At 59.3% G+C, this 19,982-nt stretch carries 15 protein-coding genes; 5 read left to right on the top strand and 10 right to left on the bottom strand.

Annotated features, from left to right (window positions below):
• Nucleotides 1-241 precede the first annotated feature (241 nt).
• Nucleotides 242-928 (top strand): response regulator transcription factor, encoded by a 687-nt coding sequence (locus tag AWB64_RS05555; RefSeq protein WP_056356328.1) that lies wholly within the window; start codon nucleotides 242-244, stop codon nucleotides 926-928.
• 107 nt (nucleotides 929-1,035) lie between these two features.
• Nucleotides 1,036-2,487, top strand: coding sequence for a sensor histidine kinase (locus tag AWB64_RS05550; protein WP_060817792.1), 1,452 nt, complete (start codon nucleotides 1,036-1,038; stop codon nucleotides 2,485-2,487).
• Between the two features lie 72 nt (nucleotides 2,488-2,559).
• On the opposite strand, the gene AWB64_RS05545 is transcribed toward AWB64_RS05550, so the two are convergent.
• The 8 genes from AWB64_RS05545 to mnmC1 all read right to left on the bottom strand — a co-directional run bounded on the left by AWB64_RS05545 (nucleotide 2,560) and on the right by mnmC1 (nucleotide 12,706).
• Nucleotides 2,560-3,009, bottom strand: a complete 450-nt coding sequence (locus AWB64_RS05545) for an SET domain-containing protein (protein WP_060817589.1) — start codon at nucleotides 3,007-3,009, stop codon at nucleotides 2,560-2,562.
• Nucleotides 3,010-3,277: 268 nt separating this feature from the next.
• Nucleotides 3,278-4,390, bottom strand: coding sequence for an NADH:flavin oxidoreductase/NADH oxidase (locus AWB64_RS05540; RefSeq protein ID WP_060817588.1), 1,113 nt, complete (start codon nucleotides 4,388-4,390; stop codon nucleotides 3,278-3,280).
• 350 nt (nucleotides 4,391-4,740) lie between these two features.
• Complete coding sequence (locus AWB64_RS05535; RefSeq protein ID WP_060817587.1) at nucleotides 4,741-5,448, bottom strand: MOSC domain-containing protein; 708 nt, start codon at nucleotides 5,446-5,448, stop codon at nucleotides 4,741-4,743.
• A gap of 17 nt (nucleotides 5,449-5,465) precedes the next feature.
• Nucleotides 5,466-6,185, bottom strand: coding sequence for a glutamine amidotransferase (locus tag AWB64_RS05530; RefSeq protein WP_060817586.1), 720 nt, complete (start codon nucleotides 6,183-6,185; stop codon nucleotides 5,466-5,468).
• Between the two features lie 236 nt (nucleotides 6,186-6,421).
• Entirely contained in the window at nucleotides 6,422-7,066 is a 645-nt protein-coding gene (locus AWB64_RS05525) for a MarR family winged helix-turn-helix transcriptional regulator (protein WP_060817585.1), read from the bottom strand.
• A 748-nt stretch (nucleotides 7,067-7,814) separates the two neighbouring features.
• Nucleotides 7,815-8,930, bottom strand: a complete 1,116-nt coding sequence (locus AWB64_RS05520) for a YbdK family carboxylate-amine ligase (protein WP_060817584.1) — start codon at nucleotides 8,928-8,930, stop codon at nucleotides 7,815-7,817.
• Between the two features lie 72 nt (nucleotides 8,931-9,002).
• Entirely contained in the window at nucleotides 9,003-10,205 is a 1,203-nt protein-coding gene (locus tag AWB64_RS05515) for a cation:proton antiporter (RefSeq protein WP_060817583.1), read from the bottom strand.
• 680 nt (nucleotides 10,206-10,885) lie between these two features.
• Nucleotides 10,886-12,706, bottom strand: coding sequence for an FAD-dependent 5-carboxymethylaminomethyl-2-thiouridine(34) oxidoreductase MnmC1 (gene mnmC1, locus AWB64_RS05510; protein ID WP_060817582.1), 1,821 nt, complete (start codon nucleotides 12,704-12,706; stop codon nucleotides 10,886-10,888).
• 448 nt (nucleotides 12,707-13,154) lie between these two features.
• Between mnmC1 and AWB64_RS05505 the strand changes: the two genes are divergently transcribed.
• Nucleotides 13,155-13,433 carry an HU family DNA-binding protein gene (locus AWB64_RS05505; protein WP_031364544.1) on the top strand — a complete coding sequence of 93 codons (279 nt, stop codon included), beginning with the start codon at nucleotides 13,155-13,157 and terminating at the stop codon, nucleotides 13,431-13,433.
• A gap of 128 nt (nucleotides 13,434-13,561) precedes the next feature.
• On the opposite strand, the gene AWB64_RS05500 is transcribed toward AWB64_RS05505, so the two are convergent.
• Nucleotides 13,562-14,722, bottom strand: a complete 1,161-nt coding sequence (locus AWB64_RS05500; protein WP_060817791.1) for a GTP-binding protein — start codon at nucleotides 14,720-14,722, stop codon at nucleotides 13,562-13,564.
• 177 nt (nucleotides 14,723-14,899) lie between these two features.
• Nucleotides 14,900-15,346, bottom strand: a complete 447-nt coding sequence (locus AWB64_RS05495; RefSeq protein WP_060817790.1) for a lytic transglycosylase domain-containing protein — start codon at nucleotides 15,344-15,346, stop codon at nucleotides 14,900-14,902.
• A 690-nt stretch (nucleotides 15,347-16,036) separates the two neighbouring features.
• On the opposite strand from AWB64_RS05495, the gene gspD reads away from it, so the two are divergent.
• Both gspD and gspE read left to right on the top strand, forming a co-directional pair.
• Nucleotides 16,037-18,490 carry a type II secretion system secretin GspD gene (gspD, locus tag AWB64_RS05490; protein WP_082850369.1) on the top strand — a complete coding sequence of 818 codons (2,454 nt, stop codon included), beginning with the start codon at nucleotides 16,037-16,039 and terminating at the stop codon, nucleotides 18,488-18,490.
• Entirely contained in the window at nucleotides 18,487-19,977 is a 1,491-nt protein-coding gene (gene gspE / locus AWB64_RS05485; RefSeq protein ID WP_060817581.1) for a type II secretion system ATPase GspE, read from the top strand. Before gspD ends, gspE begins: the two co-directional genes overlap by 4 nt.
• Nucleotides 19,978-19,982: the final 5 nt, after the last annotated feature.

The following is a 19,982-nucleotide window of genomic DNA, read 5'->3' as shown; positions in this document are numbered from 1 at the left end:
AACTGAAAAAGCCTGGAAGCGCAACAAAAACCCGATGCGGCCAATTCGACGCAAATGGGAACTGGCGAGTGTCGAGCCGCAATAAACCGCTGCAAGGCAATGTGCAATGCAGCATTTGGCGTAATAAGAAAGGATTGCTGACCTGCCCCGGACGCCGCCGCGGTATGCAACACGTGCGATTTCCGGCTGGCAGCCGCAGCGTGCAATCGAGCCTAACCCATATCGTATAAGAGCGACTTCCATGCGAATCCTTCTGATTGAAGATGACCGCCCTATCGCACGCGGCATTCAAAGCAGTCTCGAACAAGCCGGTTTTACCGTCGATATGGTTCACGACGGCATTTTCGCGGAGCAAGCGCTCACGCAAAACCGTCATGAACTGGTGATTCTCGATCTCGGCTTGCCGGGTATCGACGGCATGACGCTGTTGTCGCGTTTTCGCCAAGGCAATCGTCACACGCCCGTGATCATCCTCACCGCGCGCGACGAGTTGCATGACCGCGTTCAGGGCCTGAACAGCGGCGCCGACGACTATATGCTCAAGCCGTTCGAACCCGCGGAACTCGAAGCGCGTATTCGCGCTGTGATGCGCCGTAGCGGCCCGCATGGCGACGTGCCGCGTCCGGAAGTATCGCTGGGTGGTTTGCGTTTGTCGGGCGTGGATCGCCGCATTTTCAACGATGAAAAACCGCTCGAACTGTCGCCGCGCGAATTCGCCGTGCTGGAAATGCTGCTGCTGCGCCATGGCCGCGTGGTCAGCAAGGCGCAATTGCAGGATCACCTCACGCACTTTGGCGGCGATCTCGGCGATACCGCCATTGAAGTCTACGTGCACCGGGTTCGCAAGAAGCTCGAAAACTGCCGCGTGGAAATCGTGACGGTACGTGGCTTCGGGTATTTGCTGCAGGAAATCCGGCCAGCCGCGTAAGCGGTTTGTCCGTGGCCCACCCGCCCGACGAGTAAAGACTCAGTACCTTGCGATTCCCTCCGCGGCGCACCGCCGACGAACGTTTCGACCGCGCCGACTGGCTGCATCTGGCGCAGTCGAAAACAACGTCTTCGAGCCAGCCGCCAAGCCTGCGGCGCTCGCTGCTGCGCCGTCTTGCGGCGCCGCTGTCCCTGCTTGCGCTGATGAGCGGCCTGATGGCCTATTGGCTTGCGTGGCAATACACGCAGCACGTGGTCGACCGTTCGCTTGCCGATCTCGCCACCGCCATCTCCAAGCAGATTCAGCTTGCTGGCGTCGACGCCCCTCTGACCGTTCCGCCGCTAGCCCGCGCGATGTTTTCCGACCCGGTGGAACAGTTGATCTACCGGATCAGCGACGGTGAAAACGAAATCGCCGGCGAGACCGATCTGCCGCTGACTGGCACGAACGTGCGGCGGATTCACTACGCCTACGTTTTCGAAACAACCTATCAGGGCACGAGCGTACGCGCGGCGCAGGTGCGCGTGGACCAGACACACGGCAATCCTATCGTGGTCGAAGTGGCGCAGCGCGTGGGCTCTCGATACCGGATCGCCGTCGAATTCATGGTCGCGATCATGATGCCGCTGCTGCTCCTGCTGCTGGCGGGCTGGGTAATCGTCTGGCGCGTGGTCAACCAGCAGCTCAATCCATTGACCGATCTCGCCGATACACTCAACCGGCAGACGCATACATCGCTGGAACCAGTCGACGAATCGTTCGTGCCCATCGAAATCCGTCCGCTGACGAGCGCCATGAACGGCCTGCTCGATCGCCTGAAGACAGCGCTGGATGCACAGCGCAAATTCATCGCTGACGCCGCGCACCAACTGCGTACACCCTTGACCGCCGTGAAGCTGCACGCCGAACAGGCCGCGAGCGCGAAGGATCCAGCGAAGGTGCTGGAAGCGGTGAAGGAACTGCGGGCATCGGCGGATCGCGCCGTGCGTTTGTCGAATCAATTGCTGTCGCTCGCGCGCGCCGAGCCGGGTGAACAGGCCGCGCGTTTTACCGATTTCGACTACGCGGCGCTCGCGTTCGAAACCGGCGCGGAATGGGTGCCGCGCGCGCTCAACGCGCATGTGGACATGGGCTTCCAGCGTCTTGACGATCCTGAAAACGAATATCCGCTGATCGTGCGTGGCAATCTCGTGCTGGTGCGCGAAGTGATCGCCAATCTGATCGATAACGCGTTGAAATACGTCCCCACTTCTCGCGTGGAAGGCGCGCGCGTGACGCTCACCGTGACGCAAACGACCGACGCTAAAGGCCAGCGGTTCGGCGAAATAGTGGTGGAAGACAACGGCCCGGGCGTGTCGCCGGAACAGCAGCCGGATCTCTTCAAGCGCTTCTTTCGTGGCGACGGCCACGGCGTGGAAGGCGGCGCAGGACTCGGTCTTGCCATCGTCCACGACATCATGGTGCTGCACGACGGCAGCGTGCACTATGAAGACGCCCCGGCCCCGGAAGGCGGCGCGCGGTTTATCGTGCGCATGCCCTTGAAGCCCGCGCCTGCATAAAAAAGCCACGGCGGTCAAGCCGTGGCGCTTTCGCATACAACAGCATGAACAGCATGCAACAGGGTCGCCCGCTTACTTCTTCAGCGCCAGCATGGTGCCACGGCACTTCTTGGCGCCACAGCGGCACTCGTATTCCTTCTTCAGCTTCTTGGTGATGCGACCGTCGATGACGAGACCGTAGTCGTAGTACAGCTCTTCATCTTCCTTGATCGCACGCAGCGCGTGAATGAATACGCGCCCTTCCTTCTCTTCGGCTTCGCAATTCGGCGCGCACGAGTGATTGATGTAGCGCGCGCTGTTGCCATCGACCTTGCCGTCGATCACCTTCCCGTTTTCAAGCGCGAAATAAAACGTGTGATTCGGCTCGTCCGGGTTGTGTGGATGACGGCGCAATGCCTCTTTCCACGAAATGCGTTCGCCCTTGTACTCGATAATCAGCTCGCCCTTGGCGAGTGGCACAGCGGCGAACACGCCCTTGCCGTGTATGCCCGAACGGCGGACAGCGACCCTCCGTGAACTCATCGACTGAATCCTTTAAAACGAATCGGTTTGGCTTAGCAAGACGCTTCCAACTTCGCCCCGAACCGGCTTCACGCGAACGGTGATGAACCGGAACGTGGATTAAAAAAACGCGGCGGCCTGATGCGAGGCGCCGCGTTGCTTGGCTTCCTTCCCTGCCGATTTGTTGAACGCCTGGTTGCGTGTCGGCAGGTGAACATCGGCATCGTACACGCTAGGCGCGCACGAGTTCAACCGCTCCTTTAATTCCGTTGCTTGGCGTGCTGTGGTTTTATCGTTGGCCGAAGGAAATATCGCCGAATAGCGCCTTCTGGTCGCGCGGCTGCGAGCGCCAGTATTGCGGCGGCGCTTCCACCGTTGCGCCCAGTTGAGCCGCCGCGTGCCACGGCCAGCGCGGATTGTAGAGCAGCGCGCGGGCAAGCGCGACAAGATCGGCCTGCCCCGACTCGATGATCTCTTCAGCGTGCTGCGGGTCCGTGATCAAGCCAACGCCCATGGTGTTCACGCCCGTTGCTTCCTTGATCGCCTTGGCAAACGGCAGTTGATAACCCGGCGACAGCGGAATCTGCTGCAAAGGCGAAACGCCACCCGACGATACATCGATCCAGTCCACGTCGTGCTTCTGCAATTCCTTCACGAACACAATGGTCTGCTCCAGATCCCAGCCGCCCTCGACCCAATCCGACGCCGATACACGCAGGCCTACGGGTTTATCGGCGGGGAAAGCGGCACGCACGGCGTCGAACACTTCGAGCGGAAAACGCATGCGGTTTTCGAGCGAACCGCCGTATTCGTCGGTGCGCTGGTTTGCGAGCGGCGAGAGAAACTGATGCAGCAGGTAGCCGTGCGCGGCGTGTACTTCGAGCGCGTCCAGGCCCAGGCGCGCGGCGCGTTTTGCCGTTGCCACGAAAGCGTCGCGAATGCGGATGAGGCCGGCTGAATCGAGCGCCAGCGGCGGCGTTTCACCTTCCTTGTGCGGAATTGCCGATGGCGCGAATGGCATCCAGCCGCCCTCGGATACTGGAATCAACTGGCCGCCGTCCCATGGCGCCGCGCTCGATGCCTTGCGGCCAGCGTGGCCGAGTTGCATCGTGATCGCGATGTGCGAATGCTTGCGGATGGCATCGATTACTGGTTTCAAGGCCGCTTCTGTTACGTCGTCCCACAGGCCCAGGTCGCCCGGGGTGATGCGGCCTTCCGGTTCCACCGACGTGGCTTCCAGGCACAGCATGCCAGCGCCGGATAGCGCCAAGCTTCCCAAGTGGATCATGTGCCATGCCGTTGCTTCTCCACGTTCCGCAGAGTACTGGCACATCGGCGATACAACAATGCGGTTCGGAAGCGTTACGCTCCGCAGCGTGAATGGGGAGAATAGTGCACTCATGGGAGATCCGATGTGGAATGGACGGCGTGAAATGGACGGCGGATTTCGCGGTTTAGAATAGCACTTCGGTTTTTTCCATGCACAAGGGGTCGCGCTGGTGCTTGATGAGGGTTGGTTTTTGCGAAAAGAAATGAAGCAAAGAAAACGCCTTTCAACCGCTAATTCTTATGTGGACCAAGCGCGCATTCCATCTGCTTGGGACTTCAAAAGAACGCTCAGCGTAAAACCACAGACAGTTGAAACCCTCCCCCTCCGGCCACAGATACCCACACGCTTCGCCGCCAGTGTCCGTGGCAGCTAAATTGGAAATCGCTAGTCTCTTCGCGTTGCCTTTCTTGAATGCTTTTCTTTTATATCGCGCCGGATGGCGTGTTAAGTCTCATCGCCCAGGATTCCGTCTTGCCACTCTCCAGACGCTTCGCCGCCGTGGCGCGCCAAGACGGCGTCAGTGCCTCAAGCGCCGCCATCTCTTCCAGCGCCACACCATCATCACGGTCGACGTAGAACACCCGCAACAAACGCTCAATACTCCATTCAGCATGCGGCCGCGCCAACCTTTCCATAACGTCACCAGCAGCTACTTCTCCCGGCTCCAGCACCCGGTAATACCAGCCCGTGCGGCGCGTATCCTGTACACGCCTTGACATGTCATCGCGGGAAAAATGCAAGTTGAGCTTCCAGCACGGCTGGCGCGGCTGCGATACCTGCACAATCACCGTGCCAAGCCGATACACATCCCCAACACACACATCAGCTTCATTCAGGCCCTTCGTCGAGATGTTTTCTCCGAAAGCACCCGGCGCGTCAAAACGCTCCAATCCCGCCGACAGTTCCGGCCATTCATCACGCCATGCGGCGTAGTGATCGCGGCTGTAATGGTGCAGCGCCTTCTCCGGGCCACCATGGTGCTTGCGCTCATACTGACGATCACCTTCAAGCCCCGTTTCCCCCACATGGACACGCGCCGCAAGCGCCGTCTTGCGAATCGCACTGCGCTTGCCCCGCGTGCCAAGCGGCGCAATGTCGCCAGCAAGCACAGCATCGATAACAAGATTCATGGGTCAATGCTCCCGCTTCATTTGGAAGGCTCAACGCCATCGAGCCATTCGCCAAACATCTTGCGCGCCGCACGCTCAAGCGCAGGACCATGGCGCGCCGTCTCCGCGCGCAAGGTGACCACGTCGCCGCCACTTTCCGCCACTTCGCCCGGATACGCGACAAGCCAGCTTTCGAACCGGTCGACCAATACCTCGGGATGACATTGCAGGCCAAGAACATGGCCGCCCCAACTGAATGCCTGGTTCGCACAAACATCAGTCGATGCCAGCAGCGTCGCGCCCGCAGGAAGGTCGAAGGTATCGCCGTGCCAGTGAAGAACGGGCGTGGATTTGCCATCCACCTCAAGATGCCGCAACGCGGACGCACGCCCGGCATCGGTCAATGTGAGCGGCTTCCAACCCAGCTCTTTTTGCGCCGCCGGATAAACGCGAGCGCCCAGCGCACGAGCAATCAATTGCGCACCCAGGCAAATGCCAATCGTAGGCAAGCCCGCCTCAATGCGCTTTTCAAGCATCGCGAGCAAGGGATTCAGATGGGGAAAAAGCGCGTCGTCGTAAGCGCCAATGGGACCGCCAAGCACGACCATCAACGAGGTATCGAGCGGATCCGGCGCTTCAATGCGGGCCCGGCCGACATCAAGGTAACGCACCAGTTGTCCACGATCCCCCAGCACCAGCTCCAGGCTACCGAGATCTTCGAAATGGACGTGGCGTATCGCCAGGACTTCACGTTTCATCAGCGGTCATCCAGGATAAGCCAGCAAGCAGGATAAAGACGGGCGCGGCCAGGCGGCGCACGCACGCAAACGCCAGATCGAGCATTGAGTGCTTCGATCAGGCGCTTCAAAATAGTCTAACCGAGACTTGAAAGCTTCGCGCTCAGGCGGAAAGCAAAAATGACAAAAGACGACTCACGCAGAGCCGTCTTTTCAAACCAGTCAAGTCTAAAACCGGGAAGCCCGGTCAGAAACCATCACGCGATCTGCGCGAAAATCTTCCAGTTCTTCTTCTGCTTGGCCAGATCACCTTCTTCGTATACCGAACAATCAAGACGCAAGTCGGTGTCGCCCATGTCGATGTTCAGCAGATTGCAGTGATGTGGCGTTTTCTTGACGTTCTTGCTTGCTTCGAGGTGCGTACAGCTCAGGCACATGCGATGCGGCGGAATCTGCTGCACGACTTCGAGTTGTCGAATGGTCTTGAGCAAGCTCCTGTACAACTGCGTTTGCTCGTCGGCCTTCAGCGTGCCAACCGCCTTCGTCAGGAATTCCGGCCAGACCAGCGCCTTTTTGGCGGCTGTCCTTCCGCGCGCAGTCAGGCGCACGGCAAGCGCGCGGCCGTCGTCTATAGCGCGGCGCTTTTCGACCAGACCCTTGCTTTCCAGCGTGCTGACAGCGTCGCTGGTGGTCGCGGCGGTCAGCGCCGTTTCCCGCGCGATTTCGCCAAGCCGCATTGGTCCGCGCCGCTGCATCAACAGCACGAGAATCTCACCCTGGGTTGGCGTGAGTCCCGCCCCTTCGGCCCATTCCCATGCCTGGCTGCGCATCGCCGTGCTCAACCGCAGCAAGCCGTGGGTCACCCGCCCTGTGGCCTGCTCTCCGTATACGCCTTCGCTCATAGTCGTTCGCTTCGTCTTTCTTGATGCTTATCTGATGTTCGGCAGCAACTTTGAATACCGGCAAAAACGTCAGACCCCGCTCCGTTTTGCCAAAGCCGCTGCTGGCTCGATCGCCGGCTAGTCCGACCGGCGAATCCTATCTTATCTACCACCGTCTCAAAATTCGGACGAACCAACCAGCCCTACTCGTTCGTCGTCCAGATCATACATTTCATCTTCGCAGCTCCTGTTCCATACCGTCGAGCGCTTTTATTTCACCGGATTACTGCCCATTCACGCCGGTAAAGCCGACATTCTAAGCGAGGCGGAAGAAACGTACACCTTAGTTATTCACGAAAGCATGTGGATAAGACTGTGGGTAACCTCATTATCCGATGTGCGCCGATTCTTGATAACCCCGGGCGCATCAAAAACGGTTCGTGCGTTATCCCGGGTTGCCCGCGCTCATCCATGCTTTCGCCATAAGGTTATGCGCACTCCAAACTGTTGAGTAAACGACGTTTTTAGCAGTTGCCCACAGAAAAACCGGATGCTTGTTAACTACTATTACGTATGTATACGACTTCGTGAAGGTAAACCTTAGAGGCGGGTTATCGGTTCGAAAATCTAATTTGGGGATCGCCGGAAGACTGAAATTCGCGAAACGAAAACCGCGAAAAAAAACCCGCGGTTAGCGGGTTTGTACAAAAGGCTCGGGGTTTTACACGCTGTTTTCGAGCCCCTTGACCTTACTTCCTTGCAGATTCCTTTATTCGCGCCACTGCAAACATTGCTGGCGAACGGCTTCATGAAGCGAGCGTTCACGATCGAAAACGCCGCGCAGCCAGGTCGCATCGTTCATATTGCTGCGTGCTATGTCACCGACCTGGCGCAGTGCTTCGTGCGAACCGAGGGCATCGGCGTGAGGCGCGATCACATCGAGCGTCGCAAGAATGTCTTCCGCGATCGTGCGCCGTTCGCCGGTTTGCGGGTCGATACAACTTCCCTCCAGGCCAAACCGGCACGCCTCGAAACGATTGAATGTGTAGACGAGGTAGTCGTCCTCTTTCAGCGTCAAAGGCTTGTCCAGCAGCAGGTAGCGCGCGAGCGTCTGGATATAGCAGGCGATCGCCGCCGCACGATCAACCGATAGCGGCGTGTCCATCACACGCACTTCGATGGTTCCAAAACCCGGCTTCGGGCGGATGTCCCAATAAAAATCCTTCATGCTGTTGACCACGCCGGTGCTGACCATCTTCGAGAAATATTCCTCGAAGCTGTCCCAGGTCAGCGTGAACGGGGCGCGGCCGGACAGCGGAAACGCGAACACGGAGTTCAGGCGCGCGGAGTGAAAACCGGTATCGACACCCTGCACATACGGCGACGATGCCGACAACGCGATGAAATGCGGAATGAAGCGCGACATGGAATGCAGCAGGAAAAGCGCGCTATCCGGATCCGGACAACCGATGTGCACGTGCTGACCGAACACCGTGAACTGCTTCGCGAGATAACCGTAGAGTTCGGAGAGGTACTGGAAACGGGGGGTATCGAAGATCTGACGGTCGCTCCACTGCTGGAAGGCATGCGTGCCACCGCCACACAGTCCGACGTTCAGGTGGTCAGCCGCGGCCACGAGCGTGTCGCGGATCCGGCGCAGGTCGGTCAGAGCCTGTTCATGCGTCGTACAGATGCCCGTGGACAACTCGATCATGCTTTCCGTGATCTCCGGCGTGATGCTGCCGGGAATCTTTTCGTCCTTGACCAGGCGCATCAGGTCGGATGCGGCCTTGGTCAGGTCGTAGTCGTGCGTGTTGACGACCTGGATCTCGAGTTCGACCCCGAAGGTGAACGGCTCCGAATTGATGAAAGGTTCGAGTGACATGGTGCCTCTTGATTGACAAAGCCTGGGTCATCCAGCCATGGATGACGGTTAAAACGACTTGCACCCGGCAACTTATTCGCGCCGCTCGCCGACCGCCGACAAGCTGCGATACACCAGAAACGGCGTGACGATCTGCAACACGACGATCGAACACATCACGATTGCGCGCAGTGTGGGGTCGTAATCGGGATACAGCACGTACATGTCGTCGACGAGAAGATACGCAAGCGCCGACATCGGCGTGAGCGCCACGCCGAGCGCCGCGCCCTGCTTCCAGTTCAGCCCGCTCGGCTTGGCGAAGATCAGCACGCCAGCCAGTTTGCCAATAAACCGCGCCACGATCAGCGCAAGCGCCGCCATACCGCCAAGCGCAATATCGCGCCATTCGAACGCTGTCAGCGTCAATGCGAACAGGATCACGGTAAGCAGCCAGCCCGCCGTGCCAAAGTGCGTTGGCCAGAGTTGCGGCCGCTCGTTCGAGTTCTTCACGATGATCCCGGCTGCCAGCAACGCAAGAATCGTCGAAAGCTTGAACACATGCGCGAGCGCAATGGCGAGCAGCACGAGACCGAACAAGGCAACGAACGAATGTTCGTCGTTGGTGTTGAGCCTTCGGTACAGCAGGTTGCAAGCAAGCGCGAGCGCGAGCGCCAGCACGAGCGAACCGAGCAGCAGATAAAGCGGCTGCACGATGGTCGCAAGCGTGTTGCCGTAAATTTCCTGATGCAGCACGCCGGCCGCGAGTTTTTCCACGACCACCGCATACATGCTGTTGAGCGCGGTCAACGTCAGAAGGCGCTGCGTGACCTGGCCTTCGGCGCGCAGTTCGGTGCGAAGCTGGATCACCATGGCCGGCGACGTAGCCATTGCAATCGCTGCAATTACGACCGAAGGCATGGTCGGCACCTTGCACAGCGTCAGCGCGATCAAAACAAAACCGAATGTCAGCGTGCTCTCGGCAATGCTCGACAAGATCAGATACGGATTGCGACGGATCCAGCGTAAATCGAGCCGGCTGCCGAGTTCGAACAACAGCAAGCCGAGCGCAACGTCGAGCAGCACGCGAGAGAGACCGGCGGAACTGACATCGATAACACCAAAGCCTGCATTTCCCGCAATCAGGCCGATGACGGCATATCCGGTAATCCTCGGCAAGCGCCAGGCGCGCCAGAGCAATTCGCCGCAGAGACCGGCGGCAAGCAGCGCGAGTCCGGCCCAAAAAATGGCGTCGGGTGTAAGCGGCCAGGCAGGTAGGAATGAAAAGGCCGACTTCATTGTGAGGACTTCTCCTTTGCAGCTAGTGCGGATGGGCGGTAAAGAGACGTTTTTTGTTCGCGGCGAACGATGCGTGGCACAGGGTGCACGGCGTTGTCGCATAAAGCCGGTTCGACACGTTGGTCAAGTGGCGCGGCTGCGGAGTTCACAGCGTTTGTGTCTAGTCCGCGCGCTAGCGCGAAATGTAGCTGAAGCGATAAGCCGGCAAGGCGGCCAAACGAAAGAACGGCGATTGTGCCATAGCTCTTGGCCTGACCAAGGCTCGGTCAACAAGTGCTGAAGTAAAGCGGTAACAATGGGTTTTGATGTGTCGCCGCGAGGAAATAACTACCGTAAACCCGCTGGTGCGGGATTAGCGAAACCGGCGTTTTTCGACTTTGAGCATCGCCGATGACGCGTGTTTTAAGGTTTACAAGTTTTGTTTATATATACGTAGTAGTAGTTAACAAGAACGGCGATTTTCTGTGGATAACCTGCTTTTTCTTATTGTTAACAATTAGTTGTGGAACGCATAAGCACGGGGCGAATGTGTGCGCGCCAGATAGCGAACTCCGAACAACTTTGGCGTGTTTCGGCGCGCAAACGAGTTGTCCCGTTTACGCCCACAGCGAGTGCACAGCTCATCAGCCGGCAATCTGCCAACTTATCCACAGGTTGCAGTGGAAAAGATTTTTACCGTGTCACATGAATTCGCGTTGCCGCAATGCCCGCAGGAAAAAGCGCGCAGGATCGACCGCTTCGGCGAGTTCGCGCTCAATAGGCCACGGTTCGCCTTCCAGTTGGGCCGCGATGAGTTCGGCCGCTAGCGCAGCCCAGATCAGGCCACGCGACCCGAAAGCAAACGCGCCATATAAGCCGGGCGTGCGCGGCAGATCGAGCGGCCATGCACCGGCAAGGCGGGCGGCATCGGCGCGGGCGGCGGTTTCGTCGGCGAAGGAACCGATCATTGGCATGCGGTCGCTCGTCACGCACCGGAACGCGACCCGGCCTTTCAGCGTGGCCGGATCGGGCGCGAACGTGCTCAATGCCGGCAGCATCCTGGTTACGCGCTCCAGATTTTCATCATGGCCCGATGGCTCGATAAGCGGATTGGTGTCGTCGATATCATAGGTTGCGCCGGTCAGGGTCTTGTGGTCATCGAGCGGCACGGCATAGCCATCGCCAACAAGGGGAACGCGCAGGCCGTCGAGCGGACTCGCGTCCAGCAGCGTGAGCTGCCCACGGACGCCGCGCGTCGGCTGGCCGTGCAGGCCAGCGATGCGTTGCGCATCGTAGGCATTCGCCAGGATTACGACCGGCGCTTGGGCGATGGCACGGCCGGTCGTATCGAAGGCCGTCCATACACCATTTTTGCGTTCTATTCGTTCGACTTGCGTGTTGAAGCGCGATGCAAGCCGATCGCCTGCCGCAGCGCATTGCGCCGCGCAAACGGCCGCTGGCGAGATAAAGCCGCCATGAGGAAAAAACCATCCCGCGCGCGATACCGGCTGGCCAGCGAGGCGCGCGGCTTCGGTTTCATCGGCTGCGCTCACATAGACGCCTGGCAAGCCAAAGCGTGTAATCGCCGACGCGATAGCGCGTGCGTCCTCCGCTGAATCCGCGATCTGCAACAGGCCGTTGCGGCTGCGCCCGAGATCGTGGCCGTGTTGCTCAAGCACGGACCATCGGTTGCGCGCGTAGAGAAATCCGGCGCGCGTGAGCCGCGCGGCGATGCTGTCGTCGCGCCAGACGACCGGATGGAACACGCCTGCGGGATTGCCGGACGCTTCGCGGGCAGGGCGTTCGTGGCGGTCGATTAACGTGATCCGCCATCCTCGCGACGCAAGCCGCTCAGTGATCGCACAACCGCCAAGTCCGGCGCCGATGACGATCGCATGGCGGGTGCTTTCTTCTAACGCACACGGCGATGCAACGGGCGGTTCATGGCGACGCACACGCCAGCGCGGCGCGAATCGCGCGCTCACACGGTGGGAATTCGCGGCGGATTCGTCGATGGCAAAACCCGCATCATTCAATGCTCTCGGCAATAGTGGGTGCGCCTCGGCGCAAAGGGTGGCCGAGTCGCCAGCAATGCGCGCGAGCGCTTTGGCTATGAACGGCAAGTTCTCCCCGAACGTGCCGCTACGCAAATAAAACGAATCCGCGCGCATCCAGAGTTTGTGCAGCATGCTTGGCGCGTCGCCAGCGGCGATGGTCAACACAACACGTCCGTTTTCAAATTCCAGCCTGTGAAGACCTGGAACCGGCATTGGCCATGCATCGACCAGAAGTTGCCGCAACGCTGATTTATCGGCCGGAATATCGGGCGCTTTCATCGCTCCGGGCGTCATGACAGCTACGACATGCAGACGCTCGCAGCGCTGTGGATCGTCTCGCCACGCGCTCCATGTATCGATAAACCGCCCGGCATCGAATTGTGTTTGCAAAACAGTGAAAACCCGACGTCCAGCCCAGCGTGAACGGTCAGCGAGAAGAGACGTGTTGCCTGAAAAATCGTTCATGCAAGGTCAAAACCCAATTAATGAGATAGCGCGCAAGACGACGTGTGTCGCGTGCGGCGGGAAGGTGCGCTTGGCACCCAGAAAGCCAATAGGGGCAAGGCTTTGGGCACGATACGCCCTGGCTTTTGAGCAACCGTTGGCAAAAACCAACGACGCGTTGCGTGCACCGTGCGAAGCGATTGCCCGTGCGCGCAATTTGGAAATAAAGGGTTTTTCCCCTGCCAGATCACGCGTAAATCTTCGAAACCCTTGTCCTGATTGGGTTTGCGCTGCGTTATGATAACAACCGCCGAGTAGGGAGGTGGCCCGGCTGCCGGAAGCTTGAGGGTTTGCCGGAATAGGGGGCCAGGGGGCTGGACCCGCGCCAGTGCTCGACTGCAAGGCCCGCGCACGTATAATCGGCGCGTTCGCGCTGTTCGTGTCAACCTAAACTGATAAAGGAACCTTAATGAATAAACAGGAACTGATCGACGCCGTGGCCGCTCAGACCGGCGCCAGCAAGGCTCAAACCGGCGAAACGCTGGACACGTTGCTCGAAGTGGTCAAGAAGGCTGTCTCGAAGGGCGACGCCGTGCAATTGATTGGCTTCGGCAGCTTCGGCTCGGGCAAGCGCGCAGCGCGCACCGGCCGTAATCCGAAGACCGGCGAATCCATCAAGATTCCGGCAGCCAAGACCGTCAAGTTCACGGCTGGCAAGGCATTCAAGGACGCAGTGAACAAACGGTAACTCATAACCGATTGTCAGCGCTGGACTGTAGATTCAGCGCACGTAACCCGCCATTGGCAACAAGCCTCGGCGGGTTTTTTTTGGGGTTCGGCGTGCTGCGCGAAGTCGCCAATTACGCGCCGAGTGCGTCAGTGATCATGTCCGTGCGCGCCGCAGTCGCATTCGTCGCCGTGATCGTGACCATGCTCATGATCTTCGTGATCGTCTATTTCCCACGATGGAAACGGATCGCCGAAAGACGCCCATGCTTGAGCGCCTAGCGACCATTCTTCATCGGTGAGGAGGCACGCATCGAACGCGCTGCGCCAATGCGCTTCGTCAAGCGCCGTGCCGATTATCGCCAGTTCCTGCCGGCGATCCCCAATGCTCGTGTCGTCCGCGTCGCCGAACCAGTCCGCCGCAATCTCCGCCTCCAGCTCGGCGTCGCCCGTCGGCCATTCATTGCGATCCTGGGCTGCCCACCATACGCCCGCCGGCCCGTGCCGCAGCGCGCCACCGGCTTGTGAAAGCGATCCACCAATATCACTGCGCGTAGCAAGCCAGAAAAAACCCTTGGACCGCAATACGCCAGTCCATTCCTGATGCAGAAGCGACCAGAGCCGCTCAGGATGAAACGGCCGCCGCGCCCGATACACAAAGCCGCCAATGCCCGACTCGTTCGCCGCAATGAGCGTTGCACCGGGTTCGGCGTTGAGCATGGCAAGCCAGCCTGGCGCGCTCGATGTTGCATCGAAGTCGAAACGATCAGTATTCACAACCTCTTTTGATGGCACGACGCCGAACTGCGTACCGATGATTTCAGCGCGCGGGTTGAGCGCGTGCAGGATGTCGCGAAGCTTCGCGAGCGCGGTTTTATCGATGAGATCGGTCTTGTTGATCACGATCACATCGCAGAACTCGACCTGCGCGACCAGCGTTTCCACGACCGTGCGCTCGCCTTCTTCGTCGTGGCCGAGCATGGCTGTCGACGCGTAATCGCGCGGGAAATTTTGCGCGTCGATCACGGTCACGACGGTGTCCAGTTGAGCAATGTCGTCATCGAAGACGAGATTTTCCGCGACGCTCTGCGGATCGTCGTGACCCCGCGCTTCCACCACGATGGCATCCACATTGCCCCGCGCCGCGAGCCGTGCAATCTCGTTGGAAACGTGGTCCGTTTCGCCCGATACCAGCGCGATGCGCGGACCGGCGTGATCGGCATGGCTGCCGCCAAGGAGGTGGTTCACGAGCGTGGTTTTGCCCGCGCCTGGCAAACCGGCAAGTACGGTGACTGGCAATGGCTGATTCATCGCGTTGGCTTGGAAAGGCGCGAATTCGCGCGCGCGGCCGCAAAATGAGCGGGGCGCTTTCAAGAAAAATCGCTCGTTTAAGTGGCGAGCCGGAACGCGGAATTGTGCATCAAACCCGGCTGGAACGCCGCGCCATGCGATGAAAAACGCTTGAACAAGATTGGAAATTCAGGAGAGTCAACGCGAAGCCGTCAACAGTTTCCACTTCCCGAGGATGGCGATGATCTGCTTTGAATACTGATCGCGCAACGAAGGCGTTTCCGAGTGGTAAGCGCCGACTGCTTGCCACGTGTTGCCATACTTGTTCATTTTCTGGCGCAAATGCCAGGCTGCTACGTACACTGACTTGCAGGGTTCCATCAGCGTGGTGGTGGAGATGCCGTATTGCGCAAGCTGGCCCAGATGGATCGAGTTGATCTGCATGAGACCGTAGTCAATCGAACCGTTCGCATTCTTGTTCATGGCGCCGGGCTGGTTGTGTGACTCTTGCCATGCAATCGCCCGCAATATCAACGGGTTCACTTTCTGATATTTGGCCGCTTCGTCGAAGCAGTCGGCGTGCGCCGGCGCAGCCATAAGCAGGCCACCAAATCCAAGCGCAAGAAATTGCAACACTAGTTTCATCATCTGTAGGTCCACTTGATCAACGGCGCGCCTGACGCCCACACGCTGTTTTCCTTTCGCGAGGCTCCGGACGTAAAAGGTCCATGTGCCCGGCGAAGCGGGTAAGACTGCGTAACACGTGGTAAGGCATTGAAAACACGGGAAAACCCACCCGAACAGAGCGCATCCGGAACGTCAATCCGCCCGTATCATACCGGCAGACTATTTCGTTTTAAATTCGGCCATCCGACATACGCCAGCTATCCTGCGCCAACCGGCAGCAAATTTTTTGCAAGCAAAGGTTTCGTGTGATCTTTCCTTTATAAGCCGGTCCGATGTGGATACGTCGCCTGTACGAGAGAAGCCGCAAAAATATGACAATTCCGGGATGCCTTGCTGGGAAACGGATACCTAGTAGGCATCAAAAATCATGGAGAAAAATTTACCTTTCTAAAATGGAATTAATTGAATCTTCAGGTGTTTTTGAAAATTGTGCGTCGTCAGCCAATTGATAGTAGTTTTGTGACAAAACGGACATCAAAAGCTGCTATGGTTCACGTTTTTGGGATATGGCATTGCCCGGGCATCGGCCCTGGAAACGTTGGCAGCGGACTATCGGGCGGTAAAAGTGTCGAATTGGCACTTAATTCGATGTGTCGGGTGCGGCGTTATCAGCAGGTCTAGACATCACACTCCATGAGAAGAAAACGTATGGCATTGCGTCGCGCGGCGACGGCTTTGCTGGTGGCTGGTCTTGTCACCACGCAACTCGCGCACGCACAAGTGACACTGAATTTCGTCAATGCGGACATCGATCAGGTTGCAAAGGCGATCGGTGCCGCGACGGGAAAAACAATCATCGTCGACCCCCGGGTCAAAGGGCAGTTGAATCTGGTATCGGAAAATCCGGTGCCGGAAGATCAGGCCTTGAAGACGCTGCAGTCAGCATTGCGGATGCAGGGCTTCGCGCTCGTACAGGATCACGGAGTGCTGAAGGTCGTGCCCGAAGCCGACGCAAAGCTGCAGGGCGTACCCACTTATGTTGGCAACGCGCCGACCGCGAGGGGCGACCAGGTCATCACGCAGGTTTTCGATCTGCACAACGAGTCGGCCAACAACCTGTTGCCGGTGTTGCGGCCGCTCATCTCGCCGAACAATACGATTGCGGCCTATCCGGCGAACAACACGCTGGTCGTGACCGATTACGCCGACAATGTGCGGCGCATTGGCAGCATCATCGCGGGAATCGATACAGCGGCGGGACGTCAGGTCGACGTCGTCGCGCTGAAGAACGCGAATGCGCTCGATGTGGCCGAACAGATGAGCAAGCTGCTCGATCCAGGATCGATCGGCAGCACCGACGCCACGCTGAAAGTCACCGTCACGGCAGATTCGCGCACCAACTCGTTGTTGCTGCGCGCATCCAGCAGTTCGCGGCTGGCAGCGGCGAAGCAGCTTGCGCACAAGCTCGACTCCGCGACCACGCAGCCCGGCAACATGCACGTTGTCTCGCTGCGCAACGCGGACGCCACGCGTCTTGCCAAGACCTTGCGCGCGATGATGGGCAAGGGCGGCGACAGTTCGTCCTCGTCTTCGTCCGGATCGGGGTCGTCGGGTGGTTCAGGCTCGTTCGGGCAGAGCGGCCTTGGTTCCAATTCGTCGACGGGAACGAACGGCTTGCCGCCATTGCCGGGTGGTCTGGGCGGCAGCAGTTCGTCATCGAGCAGCAACCCGATGGGCGGCGGTGGCCAGAGCAACGACAAGAGTTTCAGCAATAACAACAACGACAGCAGCGGCGGCAACGACCAGCCCGGCAACGGCATGATCCAGGCCGATACGTCAACCAACTCGCTGATCATCACGGCGTCGGACCCGGTGTATCGCAACTTGCGCACCGTTATCGATCAACTCGATGCACGCCGGCCGCAGGTTTATATCGAAGCGCTGATTGTTGAACTGTCCGCCACGACGGGCGCGAATCTCGGCATTCAGTGGCAAGGCGCGCTGTTGTCGAGCGGTGGCAACAACGCCATTTACGGCGGCTCGAACTTCGGCACGGGCAGCAGCAACATTGTCGACCTGACAGCCGCCGGGTACGCGGTGGGCAGTAACCCGTCCTCGCTTGCCGGGCAGACGGGATTGCTCGCGCAGGGCTTGAACATCGGCTTGCTGCATAAGTTCGGCAACTTCTTCGGACTTGGCGGTTTGCTGCAGGCGCTGTCGACGTCAGCGGACGCCAACATTCTTTCAACGCCTAACCTCATTACGCTCGACAACGAGGAAGCGAAGATCGTGGTCGGCCAGAACGTTCCGGTGGTGACCGGTTCGTACGCCACGCCGACGGCGAATACCGGTACGTCGGTGTCCGCGTTCAACACGTTTGACCGCCGCGACGTGGGCGTGACGCTGCACGTGAAGCCGCAGATCACGCAGGACGGCATTCTGAAGCTTCAGCTTTACCAGGAAGATTCAAGCGTCGATACCACCACGACCAACAATCCTGGCGGCGTGACTATCAACACGCGTTCCATCCAGTCGACCATTCTTGCCGACGATGGCGAAATTGTCGTACTGGGCGGATTGATGCAAGATCAGTACAACACGAGCAACAGCAAGGTGCCGCTGCTTGGCGACATTCCGTGGATTGGACAATTGTTTCGCAGCGAGCAGAAGACCCGGACGAAGACTAACCTGATGGTGTTCCTGCGTCCGGTCATCGTGCGCGATCAGGCCACCAGTTCGCAGATCTCGAACGATCGCTACGAATACCTGCGCCAGCAACAGTACAACTCGATCTCCGATAACCGGATCGAAAAAGATCGCGACGTTCCGGTGCTTCCGCCGCCGCCGATTGGCCCGAGCCAGGGTGGCGTGGCGTCGCAGAACTTGTTCGATTGGAACAATATGACACGCTCGCCGTCGCAAGGCGGCAGTACGACCCTGCCGCAGGCCAGGCCGCCAAGGGGCCAGCAACAGTCGCTGGAGCAACAAGATCAATATCAAGGGCAGCAGCAATACCAGCAGGCGCAACCGCCGGGCCAGCAGCAGCCGTATCAGCCGCAACCGCAGCCGCAGCAGCCCGCGAATGTGAACAACTACGCCGTGCCGAACAACAACCCGGCGCCGGGCGTGCCGCTCAATGGCGATGCAGGAGCCAAGCCGTGAGTACGTTGAACCTGTCCGCAGCAGCACATGTCGCCACGAGTATTCCGTCGCCGCTCGCGGCACGGCTGATCCCGTACGCGTTCGCGCGCACGGGGCAGATTCTCGTCGCGCATCAGCACGCGGACAGCATTGAAGTGTGGATCAGCGACAAAACCAGCGACGCCGCACTCGCCGAAGTCGCCCGCAACTTCGGCGCGCTGTCTATTGTGCGTTTGCCGGTGGACGAGCTTTCCGCGGCGATCAATTCCGCCTACTCGCGCAACGACGGCAGCGCGGCGCAGGTGGTGGGCGAAGTGGAAGGCGAAGTCGATTTGTCGCGCCTGATGCAGGACATTCCCGAGATCGAGGATTTGCTCGAGTCGGAGGACGACGCGCCGATCATTCGCATGATCAATGCGTTGCTGACGCAGGCGGCGCGCGAGCAGGCATCGGATATTCATATTGAACCGTTCGAGACGTCTTCCGTCGTGCGTTTTCGTGTCGATGGCACCTTGCGCGACGTCGTGCGCCCGAAGAAGGCGCTGCATGGCGCGCTGATCTCGCGGATCAAGATCATGGCGCAGCTCGATATCGCCGAAAAACGGCTTCCGCAAGACGGGCGGATCACGCTGCGCGTCGGCGGCCGGCCGGTGGACGTGCGTGTTTCCACATTGCCGACCGGTCACGGCGAACGCGCGGTGCTGCGTCTGCTGGAAAAAGACGCGCAACGCCTGAACCTCGAAACGCTCGGCATGGCGCGCGACACGCTGGTTCATTTCGACAAGCTGATCGGCCGCCCGCACGGCATCGTGCTCGTGACGGGTCCGACGGGTTCCGGCAAGACGACCACGCTGTATGCCGCCATGTCGCGCCTCGAAACGGCGACCACCAACATCATGACGGTGGAAGATCCTATCGAATACGATCTGGGCGGGATTGGCCAGACGCAGGTGAACGAGCGCATTGGCATGACTTTCGCGCGCGCGTTGCGATCCATTCTGCGGCAGGATCCTGACATCATCATGATCGGGGAAATCCGCGATCTGGAAACGGCGCAGATTGCGGTGCAGGCGTCGCTGACGGGTCACCTCGTGCTCGCCACGCTGCACACGAACGACGCGGCCTCGGCGGTGACACGTCTGACCGACATGGGCGTGGAGCCGTATTTGCTGGCTTCGTCGCTGCTTGGCGTGTTGGCGCAGCGGCTCGTGCGCCAGTTGTGTCCGGTGTGCAAGGAACAGCGCACGGAAAATGGCCACATGCATTGGCACGCGGTCGGATGCGATAAATGCGGCAACTCCGGCTATGCAGGACGGCGCGGCGTGTACGAACTTTTGCTGCTAGACGACCCGATCCGCGCGTTGATTCACCGCAATGCATCGGATGCCGAAATTTTGACGGCTGGCCGCGAACAGGGCATGCGCACGCTGCGTGAAGACGCGAACCGGTGGCTGGCGACTGGCGCGACTTCGCTTGAAGAAGTGCTGCGCGTGACGGGCGGAGACTAAACATC

It is taken from the genome of Caballeronia sordidicola (assembly GCF_001544455.2).
Classification (GTDB): domain Bacteria; phylum Pseudomonadota; class Gammaproteobacteria; order Burkholderiales; family Burkholderiaceae; genus Caballeronia; species Caballeronia sordidicola.
The sequence above is the reverse complement of the archived record's forward strand: the minus strand, read 5'-3'. Positions and strand labels throughout refer to the sequence as shown.